The organism is Paenibacillus sp. B46(2026) (assembly GCF_056786355.1).
The window spans coordinates 3,171,056-3,187,833 of record NZ_CM165907.1 but is presented as its reverse complement, the minus strand read 5'-3'; the positions used below and the strand labels follow the sequence as shown (position 1 = coordinate 3,187,833).

The following is a 16,778-nucleotide window of genomic DNA, read 5'->3' as shown; positions in this document are numbered from 1 at the left end:
AGATTGATGAAGGAAACAAGCGTTTATAGAAAATTGCATTATGCCTACAATGATATGCTCCCCATATAGTAGACAGATGAAATAATAAAAATCTGTTGCTGTATGAAGAGCATATCAGTTTCTTTTTGTTTTACAATATGGAGAACGGGGCTATCCCTAGCCATTTTTATGACTTATGGGACAGTCCCTATTATGCTTTCTTACGATCAAGCACGTTTGTTCTTAACAAACTTCATACAGTTTTGATTGTCAGAAGTCGGCATTACTGAATTATTGACCTGCTTCTAACTCATCCTGGCCGGAAGCACCTAGAGTTTCCATAAAATCCCTCAAGATAACTTTTTGCTTTAAAGTACCTCCGTAATCTTATGTTAGTGATACTCAGCAATGAATGAAATCTGGGCATAGTTATCATAATAATCAATGTACCCTGAAAAGCAAATTGAATCGGTAATTGGAGGCTTGGATCATCTTGCGAGAATTCATTCTTTCTCTTGTGCTCTTTGTACTTAGTGTTTGCTTTGTTCTAATTATGGATCTGCTAATTGGATTGCCTTTCCCTGTTTCCCTTACAAATATCATTTCTCCTTTCACATTCATGACGCCCCAGGAGTTGACCATCATTTCCCTCGTTTTGCTTTATGTAATAACAAAACCGATCGTTCTTCATTTCATGGAGAAAAGGTAACTCAAACAGTGCATCACCGACCAGATTTGAAACGTCTCCGTAATCCACCAACCATCAATAAAACGAATGGGATAATCACTCCAAACAAAACAAAAACCGTCTGCAAGGCTACATTCCCCTCCTCAATATGTTCGGCAAAACTGCTGGTGATCATCATTGAAATAAGTAAAATGAGAAGACCCATGGGCAGAATGAGCTTTCGATGGTCTCGGATCTGAAACACATCTGCAGCTGCCATCACTCCAGCATAAAAAAAGATAGCAACTTTAAAAAAAACTCCGATAATCAATGTCAAAACTACAAAAACGTCCAGTCTCTGAATGAACTCACCGATATTGATCAAACTTATCATATTCAACATAGGGAAAGTGGCACGTCCGACGAGATCAGTCCCGAGCACGGCGATATTCAGCGCACTGGAATAGGCGAGAATGAATCCACTAATCAATACAGCGGTGAAGCCTGCTCGAACCCCCTTTCTCGATTGATTCAAATAAGGCAATATCATAGTGAAACAAATCACTTCACTGTGAGGGAATTCTATTGTTTGTTTCAATATCGTTTTAATCACGGGGCCCCAGCCATCGCCCAATACTGGAAAAAGTCGATTCATCTCAATTGCATCGGAAAAAAGCAAGAGTACGTTGCTCAGTAGTCCGACTATCCCCAAAATAACCAAAAATATTTGGGCCGTTCTTGCCAACACTTCAATCCCTTTATTCAAGACATATGCGACTGACATGATCATAACAGCACTGATCACAATGATCGGAGTTTGATCTAACACTGAACTGACTAGCAAATCTGCGCCATCCCGTACATCCCTTGACGCTCCATAGAGAAAGAAGAGAATATAAAGCAGCCCTAATGTCAAGCCGATCCATTTGCCCAAAATCGCTCTCATGTAACCGGTAAGTGGAAGCTTTGGATAAAGACGAAAAAGGGCGGTGTATACCAAAAAAAGGAGTACTCCTCCGCCAGTCCCCAACAGTATGGACAACCAAGCGTCTTTTTCCGAATTTATTCCCAAACTGACCACCAGCGCAGTCCCCATGTCAAACAATATAATTAACGAGAACAATTGTCCTGGACTAATTCGCAGTTTTCCCAATCTGATCCACCTCCGTTTCCACTTTGTATTACTTCCCTTTTAAAACGTATTAATTATTTACGATCAGATTCGAATTTTCTACGCACCTTTGCTGCCACCAATAAGATAATCGGTATGCCCACTCCAAACATCAAAAATACGGTAACTAATAAAATGTCTCCTTCTTCGATTTGCTCCGCAAAGTTGCCGGAAAGCATCATGGATATCAATAAAATAATGATCCCGATCGGGTGAACGAGCTTTCGATAGTCCCGAATTTGAAACATATCTGAAGCCGCCATCACTCCAGCATAAAAAAAGATAGCGACTTTAAAAAAATCCCCGATAATTAACGTCAGAACAACAAATACATCCATTCTCTGAATAAACTCACCGATATTGATCAAGCTGACCGTATGTAACAGAGGGAAGGTGGTTCGTCCGGCAATATCAGTCCCGAGTACAGCGATATTCGTTGCACTAGAGTAGCTGAGAATAAGTCCGCTAATCAACACCGCCCCGAACCCTGCCCGAATCCCCATATTTGATTGATTCAGGTAAGGCAGAAGCATGGTGAAACAAATCAATTCCTCATACGGGAACTCAATCGTTTGTTTAGAAGTCATTTTTAAAACGGGACCCCACCCATTCCCCAAAACCGGAAGCAGTCGGTCAATCTCAATTATTCCGGAAAAAAACATGAGGAAGTTACTTACCAGCGCCAATATCGCCAAAATGACCAAAAATATTTGGGCTGTTCTTGCTAACACTTCAATTCCTTTGTTCAGGACGTACCCAATCGACATGATCATCACAACATTGACTACTAAAACCGGAGTTTGGTCCAACACTGAACTTATAAGCAAGTCTCCCCCTTCACGCAGATCTCTTGCTGCTCCATGGATAAAAAAAAGAATGTATAATAAACCCACGGGCCAGCCGAGCCATTTTCCCAAAATCACTCGAATGTAACCGGTGAGTGGAAGCCTGGGATATAAACGATAAAGTGAGGTGTATACAAAAAATATAACCATCCCCCCTAACGAACCAAGCAGAATGGCAAGCCAGGCATCATTTTCCGCTTTTGTGGCCAGAACGCGTATGATCGCGGTTCCCATGTCAAACAATAGGATCAACGTAAACAATTGTCCTGGACTGATTCTCGCTTTTTCCATGCTCTATCCACCACCACTTTACTTCTCATCCTTCTTTAGGTCGAATAAATAAGGCTTGGTTATCTCCCCTGAACGCCGTATCTGCGATTCGACTTTCACCTCTACTTCGCATGTCGTGAAAATTTTGCTCCATTCCTTCTCCATCTTCTTCCACGCCTTCGGGTTCGCCCTTTCAACCGCTTCCCCAAAACCCAGAACATCTGTCTTCAGATCTTGTGCCTTCCTGATTGCCCTTACCACTTCATCCTTCACCTTTTCATTCCACTGCTGTTCCAGTTTCCTGAGCTCTTCTGATTTTGATGGATCAATCGCACACATAACTTCCCCCACAGCACCTGTTTCACGAATATTTACGTATATTAGTGGTTGTTCCCCCTTAACTACTGCTTTGATTTTGGTTTTGGAGCTAGTGATTTCAATCGCAATGGCCTCTTTTTTCTCTTTGCAGTCGAGGTTAACAATCGTATTCTTCACTTTATTGTTAATCCACGAGACCCCTCGGGCTTCACCGTTTTTTAGCCACCCCACAAGTTTGCCCTCTTTAAAAAGGGCCATGCCGCTGACAACCAATTCAACAGGAACATCGGACCGCTCCAACATCGATTTGTCATGTCCGAGTTGAGTCTCTCCGTTGAGTTTTATTCCACTGATTACCGGCCCTCCTCCTTTGGTTAGTAGCCCGCGAATGACATCATTGATCTCTACTTCGTAATTCTCTGCCAATACTTTTCCTGTTGTTTTTAGTTTCCCAAGGATCGCATTGGCTGGAATATTTTCAAGTGGAGTGAGCGTTTTCAAGATCGTTTCAGCGTCTGAGTCTCTTGCGATAAAAACTCTCGTCGTTAAGCGTGGTTCAGGATCCCGTTCCATCAGATCAAATACTTCATTCATTCCTTCTCTTGCCAATTCTTCACCTATGATCAAATCCCTCACATGTTGAACATTGATCCTTCGAGGCACTTTTTTTGATGCTCTTCTGATTGCTTCCAGTAAGTTCTTTCCTGTGCCGGAGTATACAACAACCGGTACATTTCCACCAGCTTGTTGTCCCGCGATTTCTCTGGCGTTTACAATCTGAAACGAGAAGCGGTATTCGTTTTTATCCGGTACTTTATCGACTCCCATAGCCAAGGGTAACGCCAAGTCGTTTAGCTCCCGGTAATTCCAGCAACCTGCCAGAAAAAACATGCAAAGAATCATTAGAGAAAGGACCCACGTTCTAGTTATCATGACGTTTCATCCCATCCTCTCATGTTTTATCGTTTTGATCAGATAAAAGGATCTCATCCTTTAATAAAGAAGACTGTTTAGAGTCCATTAAACGAGGACGCGTAATCGCCGATTTAAAAGGCGAGCGCCAAATCGTATCCTTTTGGCGACTTAGACCAAACGGTGCAAATGGTGAAAGATACGGAATTCCAAAAGATCGTAAACTGGCCATGTGAGCCACGAGCATAATCATGGCTATGATAATCCCGTAAAAACCCAAGATGGACGCTGCAAGTATCATAGGAAACCGAATCAATCTGGCTGCGGTAGTGAGGGTATAACCCGGCATGACAAAACTGGCAATACCTGTTAAGGAAACGATGATCACCATCATTGCAGTCACTACACCTGCTTGGACCGCTGCTTGTCCCAATACTACGGCCCCTACGATGGAAACCGCTTGTCCTACGGCCCGAGGCATGCGAATGCCAGCCTCCCGCATAATTTCAAATGCAAGCTCCATCAGTAATGCTTCGATCAATACAGGAAACGGAACGCCTTCGCGCTGGGCCAATAAGTTAATCACCAGAGGAGTCGGAATCATTTCGTGATGATATGCAGTCACCGCAATATATATGGATGGCACCAATATCACAATAAAAAAACTTAAATAGCGAATCATTCTCATAAATATAGCCAAATCGAACCTTTGGTAGTAATCCTCCGCTGATTTAAAAAATTGCGAAAAGGTAGTTGGTAAAATCAAGGCGTTTGGAGTCCCGTCAACCAACACCGCAATCCGCCCCTCAAGTAAACTCCCGGCCACCACATCTGGCCGCTCCGAATTAAAAACAGTCGGAAAGGGTGTGTACGTTTGATCCTGAACCAACTCTTCGATGTATCCCGATTCCAGGATGGCATCGATTCTGATGTCTTTTAAGCGTCGTCTGATTTCTTCCACAAGCTGATCTTCTGCAATCCCGTTAAGGTACATGATGGCAACTTCGGTCTGTGAAATATTACCGATATGCATTGATTCTAACCAAAGATTTGGGCTCTTCATTCTCCGACGGATTAGAGAAATATTGGTTCCAATCGATTCAGTAAAGCTATCTTTTGGACCCCGAATATTTATTTCAGTTTCGGGTGGCAATATGCTTCTTTGCTCGCCGCCACGAAGATTTCCGATGATGCAACTGTTGAGACCATGAAATAAAATGATGATGTCTCCCGATAAAATGGCATACATCATGCTATTCCAGTCACTTTGGACTTTCACATCGCCAACGGTCAATGCCCGAGTCATGATTAAGTCAAAGAGATTCTGTGAATTATTCGAATGCAGCAATGTGTCATCAACGGAATCGATCAATAAAGAACGTGCTACAAAATCATTGATTTTCTCCTTGTCGGACAACCCTTCCATGTAGACGGCCGCAACCTTGTTTTGTAAACTACTTGTTATTTGAAACGTACGGACAATTAAATCTGGACTATTTCCAAGTTCTTTTTTGATCTGTTGTAACATTTGATCCAAGTCTTGCTGAAGCTGATGGTTCCCCTCCTGAAACCCCATCTCATGGACGATTTCTTTTTTCTTATGTTCCTTTTTAGACTGAAAGAACCATTTTGATGACATGAAGATACTCCTTTTAATTAAAGTTGTATTATTTATCATTATTCGATATTTTTAGAATATTATACAAAAAGAAATGTCGACTCATGGAAGATAATCCGGATAGAGAGAGATCGGATTCCAGTGGAAATTGCACTTTACATCCAGCATCTTGCCGTGCACGCCTGAGACCATGCCTGCCTTATTCCACAAATCACGTATTACCATAAATCAAAAAAAAGCCGCTTAGGATAGCGACTTTCAATGTTATACCTGTATACGTAGTTAACCCTGTTCTATGAATGAAAACAAAAGATTCTTTGATTCTGTTCTAGAGTACCTTTTCCAAGAAACTGATCGTCCGTTCATTCTTCGGATTGCCAAATATCTCTGCGGGAGTCCCCTGCTCGACAATATAACCACCGTCCATGAAGATCACACGATCAGCCACTTCACGTGCAAAACCCATCTCATGAGTAACAATAATCATCGTCATGCCCTCGCTCGCAAGATCTTTCATAACCCCAAGGACTTCTCCTACCATCTCAGGGTCAAGCGCCGAGGTCGGTTCATCAAATAACATCACATCCGGGTTCATGGCAAGCGCACGAGCGATAGCTACACGTTGCTTTTGTCCACCTGACAGTTGTGTTGGGAAGCTATCTGCTTTATCAGACAAGCCCACACGCTCAAGTAATTGAAGTGCTGTATCACGCGCCTGCTGTGCATTTAATATACCGAGTTCTCTGGGCGCAAACATGATGTTTTTAAGTACACTAAAATGAGGGAACAAGTTAAAATGTTGAAATACCATTCCAATATTTTCGCGAGCTTTGTTCAGGTTGGTTTTAGGGTCATTCAGATCCTGATCATCCACGATAACCCGGCCTGCCGTAATGGCATCTAATTGGTTGATGCAGCGCAAGAAAGTACTTTTCCCTGAACCGGAAGGTCCGATGACACAAACGACTTCTCCTTCGTTGACCGCCACATCAATTCCCTTAAGGACCTGATTCGGGCCGAAACTTTTCTTCAAACCTTCAACTTTTATTTTAGCCACGACGAACCTTCACCTCCAGATAATCAGCAATTTTGGTCAATGTGATGATGACAATCAGGTACATAACAGCAACCGTTAACCAAATGTCAAAAGAGGAGAACGTTCTTGCAATAACAATTTTACCCGATTGTGTCAACTCTACGAGACCAATGACGGATAAGATTGACGTATCCTTCAACGTGATAACCATCTGGTTAATAAAGGAAGGAATCATAACCCGCACTGCCTGCGGAATGACAATCTTTATCATCGCTTTGCGATAAGGAAGTCCCAATGAACGGGCAGCTTCCATCTGACCACGATCAATCGATTGAATCCCACCACGAATAATCTCAGTGACATATGCTCCTGCGTTCAAACTAAGTGTGAGTATTGCTGCCAGGAACAATGGCATCGTGAAGCCCATCGCCTGTGGTATCCCGAAATAAATAAAGAATGCCAGGACAATCAACGGAATGCCGCGGAAGATATCCACAAATACGGTGGCAACACCACGAAGGAATTTGTTCTGTCCTACCTTCATAAATCCGAAAATCAGACCGATGATAAACGCGAAGAACAGGGACACTATCGTGTATAAAAGCGTATTTCCCAACCCTTTAAACAGGGCAGGAAGAGATTTCTGGATTAACTCCCATCGACCCTGATTAGCAACAGTCGGAGCGTTCTCACCTAGATATGTCTCGGTAATGCGCTTATACTCACCGTTAGCTTTGATATTCGCAAGGCCAGCATTGAACATCTCCAGAAGTTCCTGATTCTTTCCCTTACTTACCGCAAATCCATAAGGAGAACCATCTTCTTTGTCAGTGACAATTTTCAAACCGTTATTCTGATTAACCCCATAAGCCAGTACAGGATAATCTTCAAAACAGGCTACGGAATTCCCGGTTTTTACATCGTCATACATTTGAGAAGAATCATCAAACGGAACGATTGTAAATCCATACTCTGAAGCGACAGACTCTGCAAAACTATACCCTTCTGTTCCGGTTTTCACGGCTACCTTTTGTCCACGAAGGTCCTCATAACTCTTGATTGTGTCATTGTTGGCACTGACCCCCATCACGACACCTGATTCAAAATAAGTATCGGAAAAATCAAATTTTGCTTTTCTTTCATCCGTAATACTCATTCCTGCGATCACACCATCGACCTGATTGGCCTCAAGTGCCTGCACAGCTGCGTTAAATCCCAGAGCTTTGATTTGATACTTGAAATTTTGGTCTTTGGCGATGGCATCCAGTAGATCCATATCAATACCTACATAATCACCATTCTCATCTTGATATTCAAATGGAGCGAATGTGATATCCGTTCCGATAACATACGTTTTACCGGAATTGGATGTTGCTGAGGCATCTCCCGTCCATCCTGATAGACCGCTCACCAGGAGCAGCATCAGTGAAAGTATAAAAAATGAGAGCTTCGTTGTTTTCATGTGTCCTCCCCTGTCTCGGTGTTGTCCGAATCATCATTATTTTCTTTGGTAACGGTATTACTGCCATGCTTTTAGTCGATCTTTTGCACATTTGATTGTTATTATTTACTGTATATTAACAATCAATGCTCTGCCTTTCCACTTGCAACATTTTCCTCCACAAAATTTTTCCCAACCAGTAAATGCCCTCTTATACTTACCCTTAAAGTGAGCTTTACGAAACCCAATATTTCATCGCAAATCAGAAAAAAGGTACATTTACTTTAAAACCTTTCTTCTAAAATTTAAGAAATCAAAAAAAGCCGCGTTTTCCGCGACTTTTTGATGTACAGTTTTTTCATTTTCTATTAATTCGCTTTGCTTGTCAATACAACCTCAAACTCCGAACCAGCTTCACCCACAAACACAATGGTTCCGTTCTCAGGCAATACAATTTCGTTTTGTCCACTGACCACTGTATGATTCATGCCTACGCCCGCTTGGTCGTATACAGCAAATGCGCTGTTTGAAGACATCTTGACCGTCATTTCTTTACCTGCAACGGATGCCGGAATTGAAAACCATGTGGCATGACCATTCGCTTGAATCGTTGTCTTCGATTGTCTTCCCGTATAGATCGGTTTTATGATGTCTTGAGCAGCATAAACGTTGCCTCCAGCTGTAACGTATTCCACGCCATTTTCCTCATAGAAATTGAACTCCATCGTGTCACGGCCCGCCAATCCAGGAATTTGCAATTGGTTCACAGCTTGGTTAGCTCCAAATTGTTGCCAATTCAACTTTTGCCATGATAGTATATCAATCAATGGAGTGCCAAAAGCATCCATAACTACATAAGAACATGCAATCCATAATCTCAGCATCACCACAGGAGTTGAATCAATGCTACAAGTTAACCGTAATGACCATCGCCCGATCTGGCAGCAACTTCTGGATCAAGCGATTCAACATATTACAACCGGGAAATGGCAACCAGGCGAATTGCTGCTTCCGTCACGCGAACTCGCTCAATTGATTGGTGTTTCACGGTCAACCATACAGATTGTGTACGAGGAATTATTCAGCCGAGGGTATACGGTAACTTCCCGTCGGGCCGGGACAAGGGTTAGTGATTGGACATATGCACCTCGTTCATCAGAAGGAATCACGATGCAAGGGCCTATTTCGCCCGAACTGCCTACACTAAACGAATCGATTGGTCATCTGCATAGTTGGTTCGGCAATAGAGACAATCGCAAAATAGAAATTGATTTTAATCCCCACGAGCCTTATCTGGATGAAAGTTTCACAAAAGCCTGGAGGCAATCCTTTTTACAAGCTTCCACTGAACCTAATCTGGATCTTTGGGCTTATGGTGATGCCAGAGGGTTACTGGCGTTAAGAGAACAGATTCAGCGTTATTTGTCACTTGAACGAGGCATTCATATCGATGTTGATCAAATCTTGTTAACCTCAGGTGCACAACATAGCATTGATTTAATTGCTCAGGCACTCTTAAGTGAGGGAGAGAGAGTTTCAGTAGAAGATCCCGGCTTCCCTGCCGCTTGGATGGCGATGAAATATCGACGGATGCAAGTCGACTCCGTTCCGGTCGATGAGCATGGATTATGTGTAGATCGTATTCACCCACAGACTAAACTCGTATTTGTCACACCTTCTCATCAATGCGCAGTTGGCGTTATTATGTCGGAGCCACGCAGGCAACAATTAATGCACATGGCGGCTCATCAGCGATATTGGATTGTTGAGGATGACTACGATAGTGAATTTAGGTACCGCGGAGATCCACTTCCGACCATATTCAGTCAGCTACCTGAGAATACGCTTTATATGATGAGTTTTTCCAAAATGGTTGCACCTGGCATTCGACTATCCGCTATCATCGGCCCCAAAAAAGCCATCGATCGTCTTACCCAAGTTCATGAATTAACCTATCGTCATCTGCCGATTATGGAACAATTAACGCTAACTCATTTTATTGAGCGTGGTCATTTTATGCGCCATATGAGAAGAGTTCGGAACATATATCGACGCAGACACGAAGTCATGACAAAAGCCATTGTTGCTTCTGGGCTAAGCTCACAATTTACTTTAAGTGGTGTGGAAACGGGATTGCATATGCTTCTTGAATCTGAAACGTCGTTTGACGAAGAAGCGATGACAAATGCGGCCCTTGATCGAGGCGTGCGCGTGTACCCGCTTAGTAGATATTGCCTGGAAAGTCATCGAAAAGGATGGATATTAGGTTTTGCGAAAGTGGATGAGGAGCAGATTGAGGAAGGCATACATCGGCTTGCAAAGATTGTATTATGATGGAGAACATGCTCTCCAATCGGATTCGAAAGGATGTTTTTTGTAATGAAAATTTTAGTGTTAGGAGCCACCGGACGGGTTGGAAGTCATTTCGTCTCTAATGCCCTACGTTCCAATCATCATGTAACTGCACTGGTTAGAAACCCGGAAAAGGTACAAATCAGCGATGACAATTTCGTTCTTCATCAAGGAAACGCTCTAGTCAAAGAGGATATTCATCACGCCATACAGGGTGTGGATCTCGTTGTTAGTTCCTTAAGTACCGATGGAACGACTACATTAACGCAATCCATGGGACATATTGTTGAGGCTATGGCTCAGGAGCGTATCAAAAGAATCATTACCATTGGTACAGCTGGCATATTGGAAAGTCGAACGGATCCTGGCTTGCTTCGTTTTCAATCCCCTGAGTCCAAACGTAAGTCCATGCGGGCAGCTGAAGAGCATCTGGAGATGTACAACATTCTCAAGACTTCAGAGTTAGAATGGACCATCGTGTGCCCTACCTACTTATATGATGGAGAATCTCTTAGTAAGTACCGGGTTGAGCGCGACTACTTGCCTGACGGCGGAACTTCTATATCTGTAATCGATACTGCGGAGTTTGCATATCAGCAAATAACGTCTGGGGAATATGTGCAGTCTCGTGTAGGTATAGCCTACTAGGGCATGTCTTAAATCTCACTTACAGTATATCTCTTCTGTTCAAAAAAGTAAGTTTCAATATAAGCAAGCAAAATAAGAGCCTGCAATTGTTACCTATCAGGAACAATTGCAGGCTCCATATGTGTCTGCTGCTAAACTATTCAAGCCCTTCATAAAGCGGGAATTGCGAAGTGATTTCGTGGACACTTCCTAATATCTGTTTTTTTACATCTGAGCTCTTTGGATTTTTAAAAGCAAGCCCTATAAGCTGAGCAATTTCTTTCATTTCCCTGGCTCCAAGTCCTCTTGACGTCATAGCCGGAGTTCCAAAACGAATACCGCTCGTGACCAACGGGCTTGCCGTATCGTGAGGGATTGCATTTTTATTCGCCGTGATTCCTGCTTCATCAAGTATGGCTTCGGCTTCTTTGCCTGTAAGGCCGATGGTTCGTAAGTCAACCAACACGATATGATTATCTGTCCCTCCGGATACAAGGGTGAGTCCTTCATTCATTAAAGTTTCTGCCAATACTTTGGCGTTATTCAGAACACTTTCAATATATGTTGTGAAATCGGATTGCAATGCCTCACCTAATGCCACCGCTTTTCCTGCTATGACGTGCATGAATGGCCCACCCTGAGTTCCCGGAAATACAGCTTTGTCGATCGCCTGTGCCCACGACTCCCGACACAAAATGGCTCCCCCTCGTGGTCCTCGCAAAGTCTTGTGCGTGGTGGTTGAAACAAAATGTGCATGCGGTACCGGATTAGGATGCAAACCTGCTGCGACAATTCCTGCTATATGCGCCATATCTACAAAGAAAAGGGCTCCCACTTCGGCGGCAATTTGGGCAAATAATTCAAACTCAATGGTCCGTGGGTATGCACTTCCACCTGCAACGATCATGCGTGGACGATACTTATAAGCCAGTTTACGTACTTCGTCAAAGTCAATACGGCCCGTTTGTGCATCGACACCATATGGAACAAAATTGTAAAACCTACCTGAAAAATTAACAGTACTTCCGTGGGTTAGATGACCACCTTGGGATAGATTCATGCCAAGTATTGTGTCACCAATCTCAACCGAGGCAAAATATACTGCCATGTTGGCCTGAGAACCGGAGTGAGGCTGCACATTCGCATGTTCAGCGCCAAAAAGTGCTTTAAGGCGGCGATTTGCTATCTCTTCGACTGTATCGACATGCTCACACCCGCCATAATATCTTCTGCCCGGATACCCCTCCGCATATTTATTGGTCAATACCGAACCTGTTGCTTCCATCACAGCTTGACTTACAAAATTCTCTGATGCAATCAGTTCTATCGTATCCCGCTGCCTTCCAAGCTCTTGCTGGACAGCCTTTCCTATTACTTTATCTTGCTTCTCCAAATGTTTCATGAACATCTTCCTCCTAACCTTACGGTTATCTATTCGATCCAAATTGTTTTTTGGGAAATTTACTATTCATCAGTAGATGTGCCATCATTCCTGCAAACAGTCCCCAAAATGCACCACCGACACCAAGCAAAGTCACATTCGCTGCTGTCGCCAAAAACGTAATCAATGCAGTTTCACGTCCTTTAGGGTCCATTAATGCATTGGCAAGACTGCCTCCAATGGTCCCAAGTAAGGCCAATCCTGCTAATGTTGCAATAAAGGTAGCAGGAAGAATCAAAAACAGAGCAGCCAATGTTACGCCAAAAATGCCGACAAAAATATAAAAGATTCCACAAGCAATACCTGCAATATACCGCTTTGTTGAATCCTCATGTGCATCTTTCCCTGTACAAATCGCTGCTGTAATAGCTGCCACATTAAAAGCATGTGATCCGAATGGGGCTGCAAGAAGCGAACCCAAACCTGTTACGGCCAAAATGGGATTGGCACTTGTCTTGAATCCATCATTACGCAGAACAAGCATTCCGGGCATATACTGCCCTGTCAAGGTAATAATGAACAGCGGTAGCGCAACGCCAAGTAAAGCGTTTAACGAAAACGTTGGAACAACAAATACAGGCGAAGCCACCGCCAATTGGATCGTACTGAAGTCTGTTTTTCCCATGCATATCAAATAAATCAAACCAATTGCCAATATGCCAACAATGGCGTAACGGGAAGTAAACCTTCTTAGCACGATATAGGCTGCAAACAGCACAGTAACAAGCAAAGGATCAAGCTTTGCCCCTCCAAAGGCCGATATTCCAAACTGTAGTAAAATACCCGCTAACAATCCGGAAGCGATGCCTGGGGGAATAAGTCGAACGAAACGTTCAAACATGCCTGACAAACCTAAAATAATAAATCCGACTGCCGAAATCATGTAAGCGCCAATAGCTTCTGGATAAGGGGTTACCGCTAATGCTGAAACGAGAAACGCCACACCCGGTGTAGACCAGGCTGTAATAATCGGTTCCTTATATCGATAACTGAGCCAAATTCCTGTTACTCCTACCCCAATCGAGATGGACCAAATCCAGGAAGCGGTCATTTCCGGGCTTAAACCAGCCACTTTTGCAGCTTGAAACACAAGAATAAATGTACCCCCGTAATTAACAATTACGGATATTAAAGCGGCGATCACCGGTGATATCAGATCACGACCACGTATCGAAGGGGATGCTGACTTCATTTTTTAACACTACCTCTCACTTAATCATCGATGCGTGTGTTTTCATTCCAGTAATATTCGTCCGGTAAATAGCGTGGGCCAAATACACTTGTTCCTACACGTATCATTGTAGCTCCTTCTTCAATAGCGACCTGGAAGTCACCGGACATGCCCATCGATAGAATATCCATTTCTACACGCGGGATGTTTTTCTCTTTGATTTGAGTGCGAATACGGTTTAATAAACGAAAGCAATGCCGTGTTTCTTCGTTCGTCGCATTCAGTTTTCCAATGGTCATTAAGCCTTTCACGTTCAACGTTTCGAATTGAGTCAACTGTTCTACAAGCTCAACAGCTGTTTCTGGAGAGGTACCAAATTTACTTTCTTCGTAGGACGTATTAATTTGCACAAGAATGTCTAAAGTCTTATTCTCTTTGAGAAGCTGGTTATGTAAAGCCTGACCCAGCTTCAGACGATCTACGGAATGGATGAGTGTAACATATTTAACAACGTCCTTTACTTTATTCGTTTGCAGATGTCCGATAAAATGCCATTCCACCTGTTTGCTTTGTTCCATGAGCGGAAATTTATCTCGGAGTTCTTGAGCTTTGTTCTCTCCGAATAGAACCTCACCTGCTTGAATAGCTATCTCTAGTTTCTCAAGCGGTACCGTTTTGGTCGCGAGCAACAACTGAATGTCCTCGATGTTGCGACCTGAAGCCTGGCAGGCCAGTGCCATTTGCTGTCTTACCGATTGGAGATTTTCTTCAACTAGATGCTTCATGTCATCTGCCTTCTTTCTATTCCGCACAGGAATGGATAATTGAGATTAGCTCCTCCTTATGTATTGTGAAGACTGTGTAGAACGTCATGCTAGTGTATCAACAGATGGATTGGTTATACATATCCAAAATCTCTATAATTGAGCAATCCAAAAAAAATGTAAAAAAGCCGCTAAATTAGCGGCTTGGTTTAGTCCTATGTTCATGTCCAAAAGGAAGATACATGTTTATGATGAGTTACTCGTTCACATTTTCCTTGGTTACCAGCTTCAATTCAGCGGGAATCGATGGCTCCACCTGCTTGCCACTGAGCACATCCAGAGCAGCTTGCAATGCCAGTTGGCCAATCAGTACTGGCTGCTGAGCGACCGTAGCCGTCAACTTTCCATCCTGAATGGATTTGATTGCATCGTCATTTCCGTCAAATCCGATGACCGGAATGTCTTTACCCGAGCTTTGAATCGCTTCAATCGCACCAAGTGCCATCTCGTCATTATGAGCAAATACAGCCTGTACGTCAGGATTACCCTGAAGCAGGTTCTCCATGACATTCAATCCTTTGGACCGATCGAAATCAGCAGACTGTTTGGAAACCACATCGAGTTTCTGGTCAGCCACTTCGTGGAAGCCTTTCCCCCGTTCTCTTGTTGCGGAGGCGCCCGGCACACCCTCAAGTTCAATGACTTTGGCTCCTTCTCCGAGATGTTCCACAAAGTATTCAGCTGCCATGCGTCCGCCTTTAACGTTATCCGATGCCACTAGTGCCGCCACTTCGCCTTTATCTGCGGAGCGATCCAGCGTGATCACGGGAATGCCCACACTGTTGGCGGATTGAACCGCTGTAGAGATCGCTGCAGAGTCCGCAGGGTTAATCAGAAGTGCACTAACGCCTTGCTGAATGAGATCATCCACATCATTGGTTTGTTTGGCCGAATCGTTCTGCGCATCCACCACGATGACCTGTATTCCCTGTTTTTTTGCTTCAGCCATGACCCCATCCTTGAGTGATACAAAGAATGGATTGTTTAGTGTAGATATCGACAAACCTATTTTCTTCTGTCCGTTACTTTTGTTAGGGTCTGGTTTGGCCCATTCCGGTGGCTCCAGAGAGCACCCGGCCAGAACGATGATCATCAGCATACTTACGAGTGTTATAGTCCACTTTTTCATATTCGCTTCTCTCCTTATGCTGTTTTCTTGCGGTCCAGCAGGACAGCAATGGCAATGACGATACCTTTTACAACCATTTGATAAAATGAGTTTACTTCAAGCAAGTTCAATCCATTATTCAGTACGCCGATAATCAAAACACCGATCAGTGTACCGACGATTCGTCCACGTCCTCCAGCAAGACTTGTACCACCCAATACAACGGCTGCGATCGCATCCAGCTCGTAGGATGTACCTGCTGTTGGTTGTGCTGAATTTAAACGCGATGTCAGAATTGCACCTGCCAGAGCAGCGAGCATACCTGTCAGGGAGTAGATCATAATTTTCACGCGATTAACTTTGATACCCGAGATAATCGAAGCTTTCTCATTACCGCCGATGGCATACGTTTTGCGGCCAAAAGCCGTTTTATGCAAAACAATCCATAGAATCATAAAGGTAATCAGCATGGTGATCGCAGGTACCGGAATACCCAGCAGGTAACCGCGGCCAAACAGTTGGAACAATAGGTTATCCCCGAGGCCTGTAATTGGATTACCATTCGTGTACACCAATGTTAGTCCCCTGAATATGGTCATGGTAGCGAGTGTAGCGATAAACGGAGCCATTTTTCCTTTGGTAATCATCAGTCCGTTCACCATACCCATGACACCACCGAGTGCTACACCAATAATGATGGACAAGATCGGATCTAGACCGGACAACATCATGTTTGCTACAAAAGCACTGGATAAAGCCAAAATTGAGCCGACGGACAGATCAATTCCACCTGTCAGGATAACAAACGTCATACCGAAGGCAATCAGCGCATTAATCGAGACTTGCCGTAGTAAATTCAAGATATTAAGCGGTTCCAAGAAACTTGGGTTCAACACCGATACGATGAGAATAAGAATGATTAAGCCAAGCAGCGGTCCCAATTTTTGTATCACGTTTGAGAAACGGAAGCCGCTTTTAGCCGTTTTGTTTTCCTGCAT

At 43.5% G+C, this 16,778-nt stretch carries 15 protein-coding genes; 3 read left to right on the top strand and 12 right to left on the bottom strand.

What is annotated here, in order from left to right:
- The first annotated feature begins 454 nt into the window (after positions 1-454).
- On the top strand, positions 455-688 hold the full coding sequence (locus AC1S8V_RS14485) for a YczF family membrane protein (protein ID WP_482074189.1): 234 nt from the start codon (positions 455-457) through the stop codon (positions 686-688).
- A gap of 13 nt (positions 689-701) precedes the next feature.
- On the opposite strand, the gene AC1S8V_RS14480 is transcribed toward AC1S8V_RS14485, so the two are convergent.
- From AC1S8V_RS14480 to AC1S8V_RS14450, 7 genes are all read right to left on the bottom strand, one after another.
- Positions 702-1,799: a GerAB/ArcD/ProY family transporter gene (locus tag AC1S8V_RS14480; protein WP_482074188.1), complete on the bottom strand. Its 1,098-nt coding sequence runs from the start codon at positions 1,797-1,799 to the stop codon at positions 702-704.
- Between the two features lie 53 nt (positions 1,800-1,852).
- On the bottom strand, positions 1,853-2,953 hold the full coding sequence (locus AC1S8V_RS14475) for a GerAB/ArcD/ProY family transporter (protein ID WP_482074187.1): 1,101 nt from the start codon (positions 2,951-2,953) through the stop codon (positions 1,853-1,855).
- Positions 2,954-2,971: 18 nt separating this feature from the next.
- Positions 2,972-4,183: a Ger(x)C family spore germination protein gene (locus AC1S8V_RS14470; RefSeq protein ID WP_482074186.1), complete on the bottom strand. Its 1,212-nt coding sequence runs from the start codon at positions 4,181-4,183 to the stop codon at positions 2,972-2,974.
- Positions 4,184-4,202: 19 nt separating this feature from the next.
- Positions 4,203-5,801, bottom strand: coding sequence for a spore germination protein (locus AC1S8V_RS14465; protein ID WP_482074185.1), 1,599 nt, complete (start codon positions 5,799-5,801; stop codon positions 4,203-4,205).
- Positions 5,802-6,108: 307 nt separating this feature from the next.
- Entirely contained in the window at positions 6,109-6,837 is a 729-nt protein-coding gene (locus tag AC1S8V_RS14460; RefSeq protein ID WP_482074184.1) for an amino acid ABC transporter ATP-binding protein, read from the bottom strand.
- A complete protein-coding gene (locus tag AC1S8V_RS14455; RefSeq protein WP_482074183.1) occupies positions 6,830-8,278 on the bottom strand; it encodes an amino acid ABC transporter substrate-binding protein/permease in 1,449 nt (482 codons plus the stop codon). Before AC1S8V_RS14455 ends, AC1S8V_RS14460 begins: the two co-directional genes overlap by 8 nt.
- Before the next feature lie 347 nt (positions 8,279-8,625).
- The gene (locus tag AC1S8V_RS14450; RefSeq protein ID WP_482074182.1) at positions 8,626-9,024 is read right to left on the bottom strand and encodes a hypothetical protein; all 399 of its coding nucleotides are present in this window, start codon (positions 9,022-9,024) and stop codon (positions 8,626-8,628) included.
- 136 nt (positions 9,025-9,160) lie between these two features.
- Between AC1S8V_RS14450 and pdxR the strand changes: the two genes are divergently transcribed.
- Together pdxR and AC1S8V_RS14440 are read left to right on the top strand one after the other, a co-directional pair.
- Positions 9,161-10,591 carry a MocR-like pyridoxine biosynthesis transcription factor PdxR gene (gene pdxR / locus AC1S8V_RS14445; protein WP_482074181.1) on the top strand — a complete coding sequence of 477 codons (1,431 nt, stop codon included), beginning with the start codon at positions 9,161-9,163 and terminating at the stop codon, positions 10,589-10,591.
- A gap of 45 nt (positions 10,592-10,636) precedes the next feature.
- Positions 10,637-11,257: an NAD(P)-dependent oxidoreductase gene (locus AC1S8V_RS14440; RefSeq protein WP_482074180.1), complete on the top strand. Its 621-nt coding sequence runs from the start codon at positions 10,637-10,639 to the stop codon at positions 11,255-11,257.
- A gap of 136 nt (positions 11,258-11,393) precedes the next feature.
- Here AC1S8V_RS14440 and AC1S8V_RS14435 read toward each other — a convergent pair whose 3' ends face one another.
- The 5 genes from AC1S8V_RS14435 to AC1S8V_RS14415 all read right to left on the bottom strand — a co-directional run bounded on the left by AC1S8V_RS14435 (position 11,394) and on the right by AC1S8V_RS14415 (position 16,778).
- A complete protein-coding gene (locus tag AC1S8V_RS14435) occupies positions 11,394-12,638 on the bottom strand; it encodes a serine hydroxymethyltransferase (protein WP_482074179.1) in 1,245 nt (414 codons plus the stop codon).
- A gap of 25 nt (positions 12,639-12,663) precedes the next feature.
- Positions 12,664-13,869, bottom strand: a complete 1,206-nt coding sequence (locus AC1S8V_RS14430; RefSeq protein WP_482074178.1) for a benzoate/H(+) symporter BenE family transporter — start codon at positions 13,867-13,869, stop codon at positions 12,664-12,666.
- A 20-nt stretch (positions 13,870-13,889) separates the two neighbouring features.
- The gene (locus AC1S8V_RS14425; RefSeq protein WP_482074177.1) at positions 13,890-14,633 is read right to left on the bottom strand and encodes a YggS family pyridoxal phosphate-dependent enzyme; all 744 of its coding nucleotides are present in this window, start codon (positions 14,631-14,633) and stop codon (positions 13,890-13,892) included.
- Between the two features lie 235 nt (positions 14,634-14,868).
- Positions 14,869-15,801 (bottom strand): ribose ABC transporter substrate-binding protein RbsB, encoded by a 933-nt coding sequence (gene rbsB, locus AC1S8V_RS14420; RefSeq protein WP_482074176.1) that lies wholly within the window; start codon positions 15,799-15,801, stop codon positions 14,869-14,871.
- Between the two features lie 14 nt (positions 15,802-15,815).
- The gene (locus AC1S8V_RS14415; protein WP_370511443.1) at positions 15,816-16,778 is read right to left on the bottom strand and encodes an ABC transporter permease subunit; all 963 of its coding nucleotides are present in this window, start codon (positions 16,776-16,778) and stop codon (positions 15,816-15,818) included.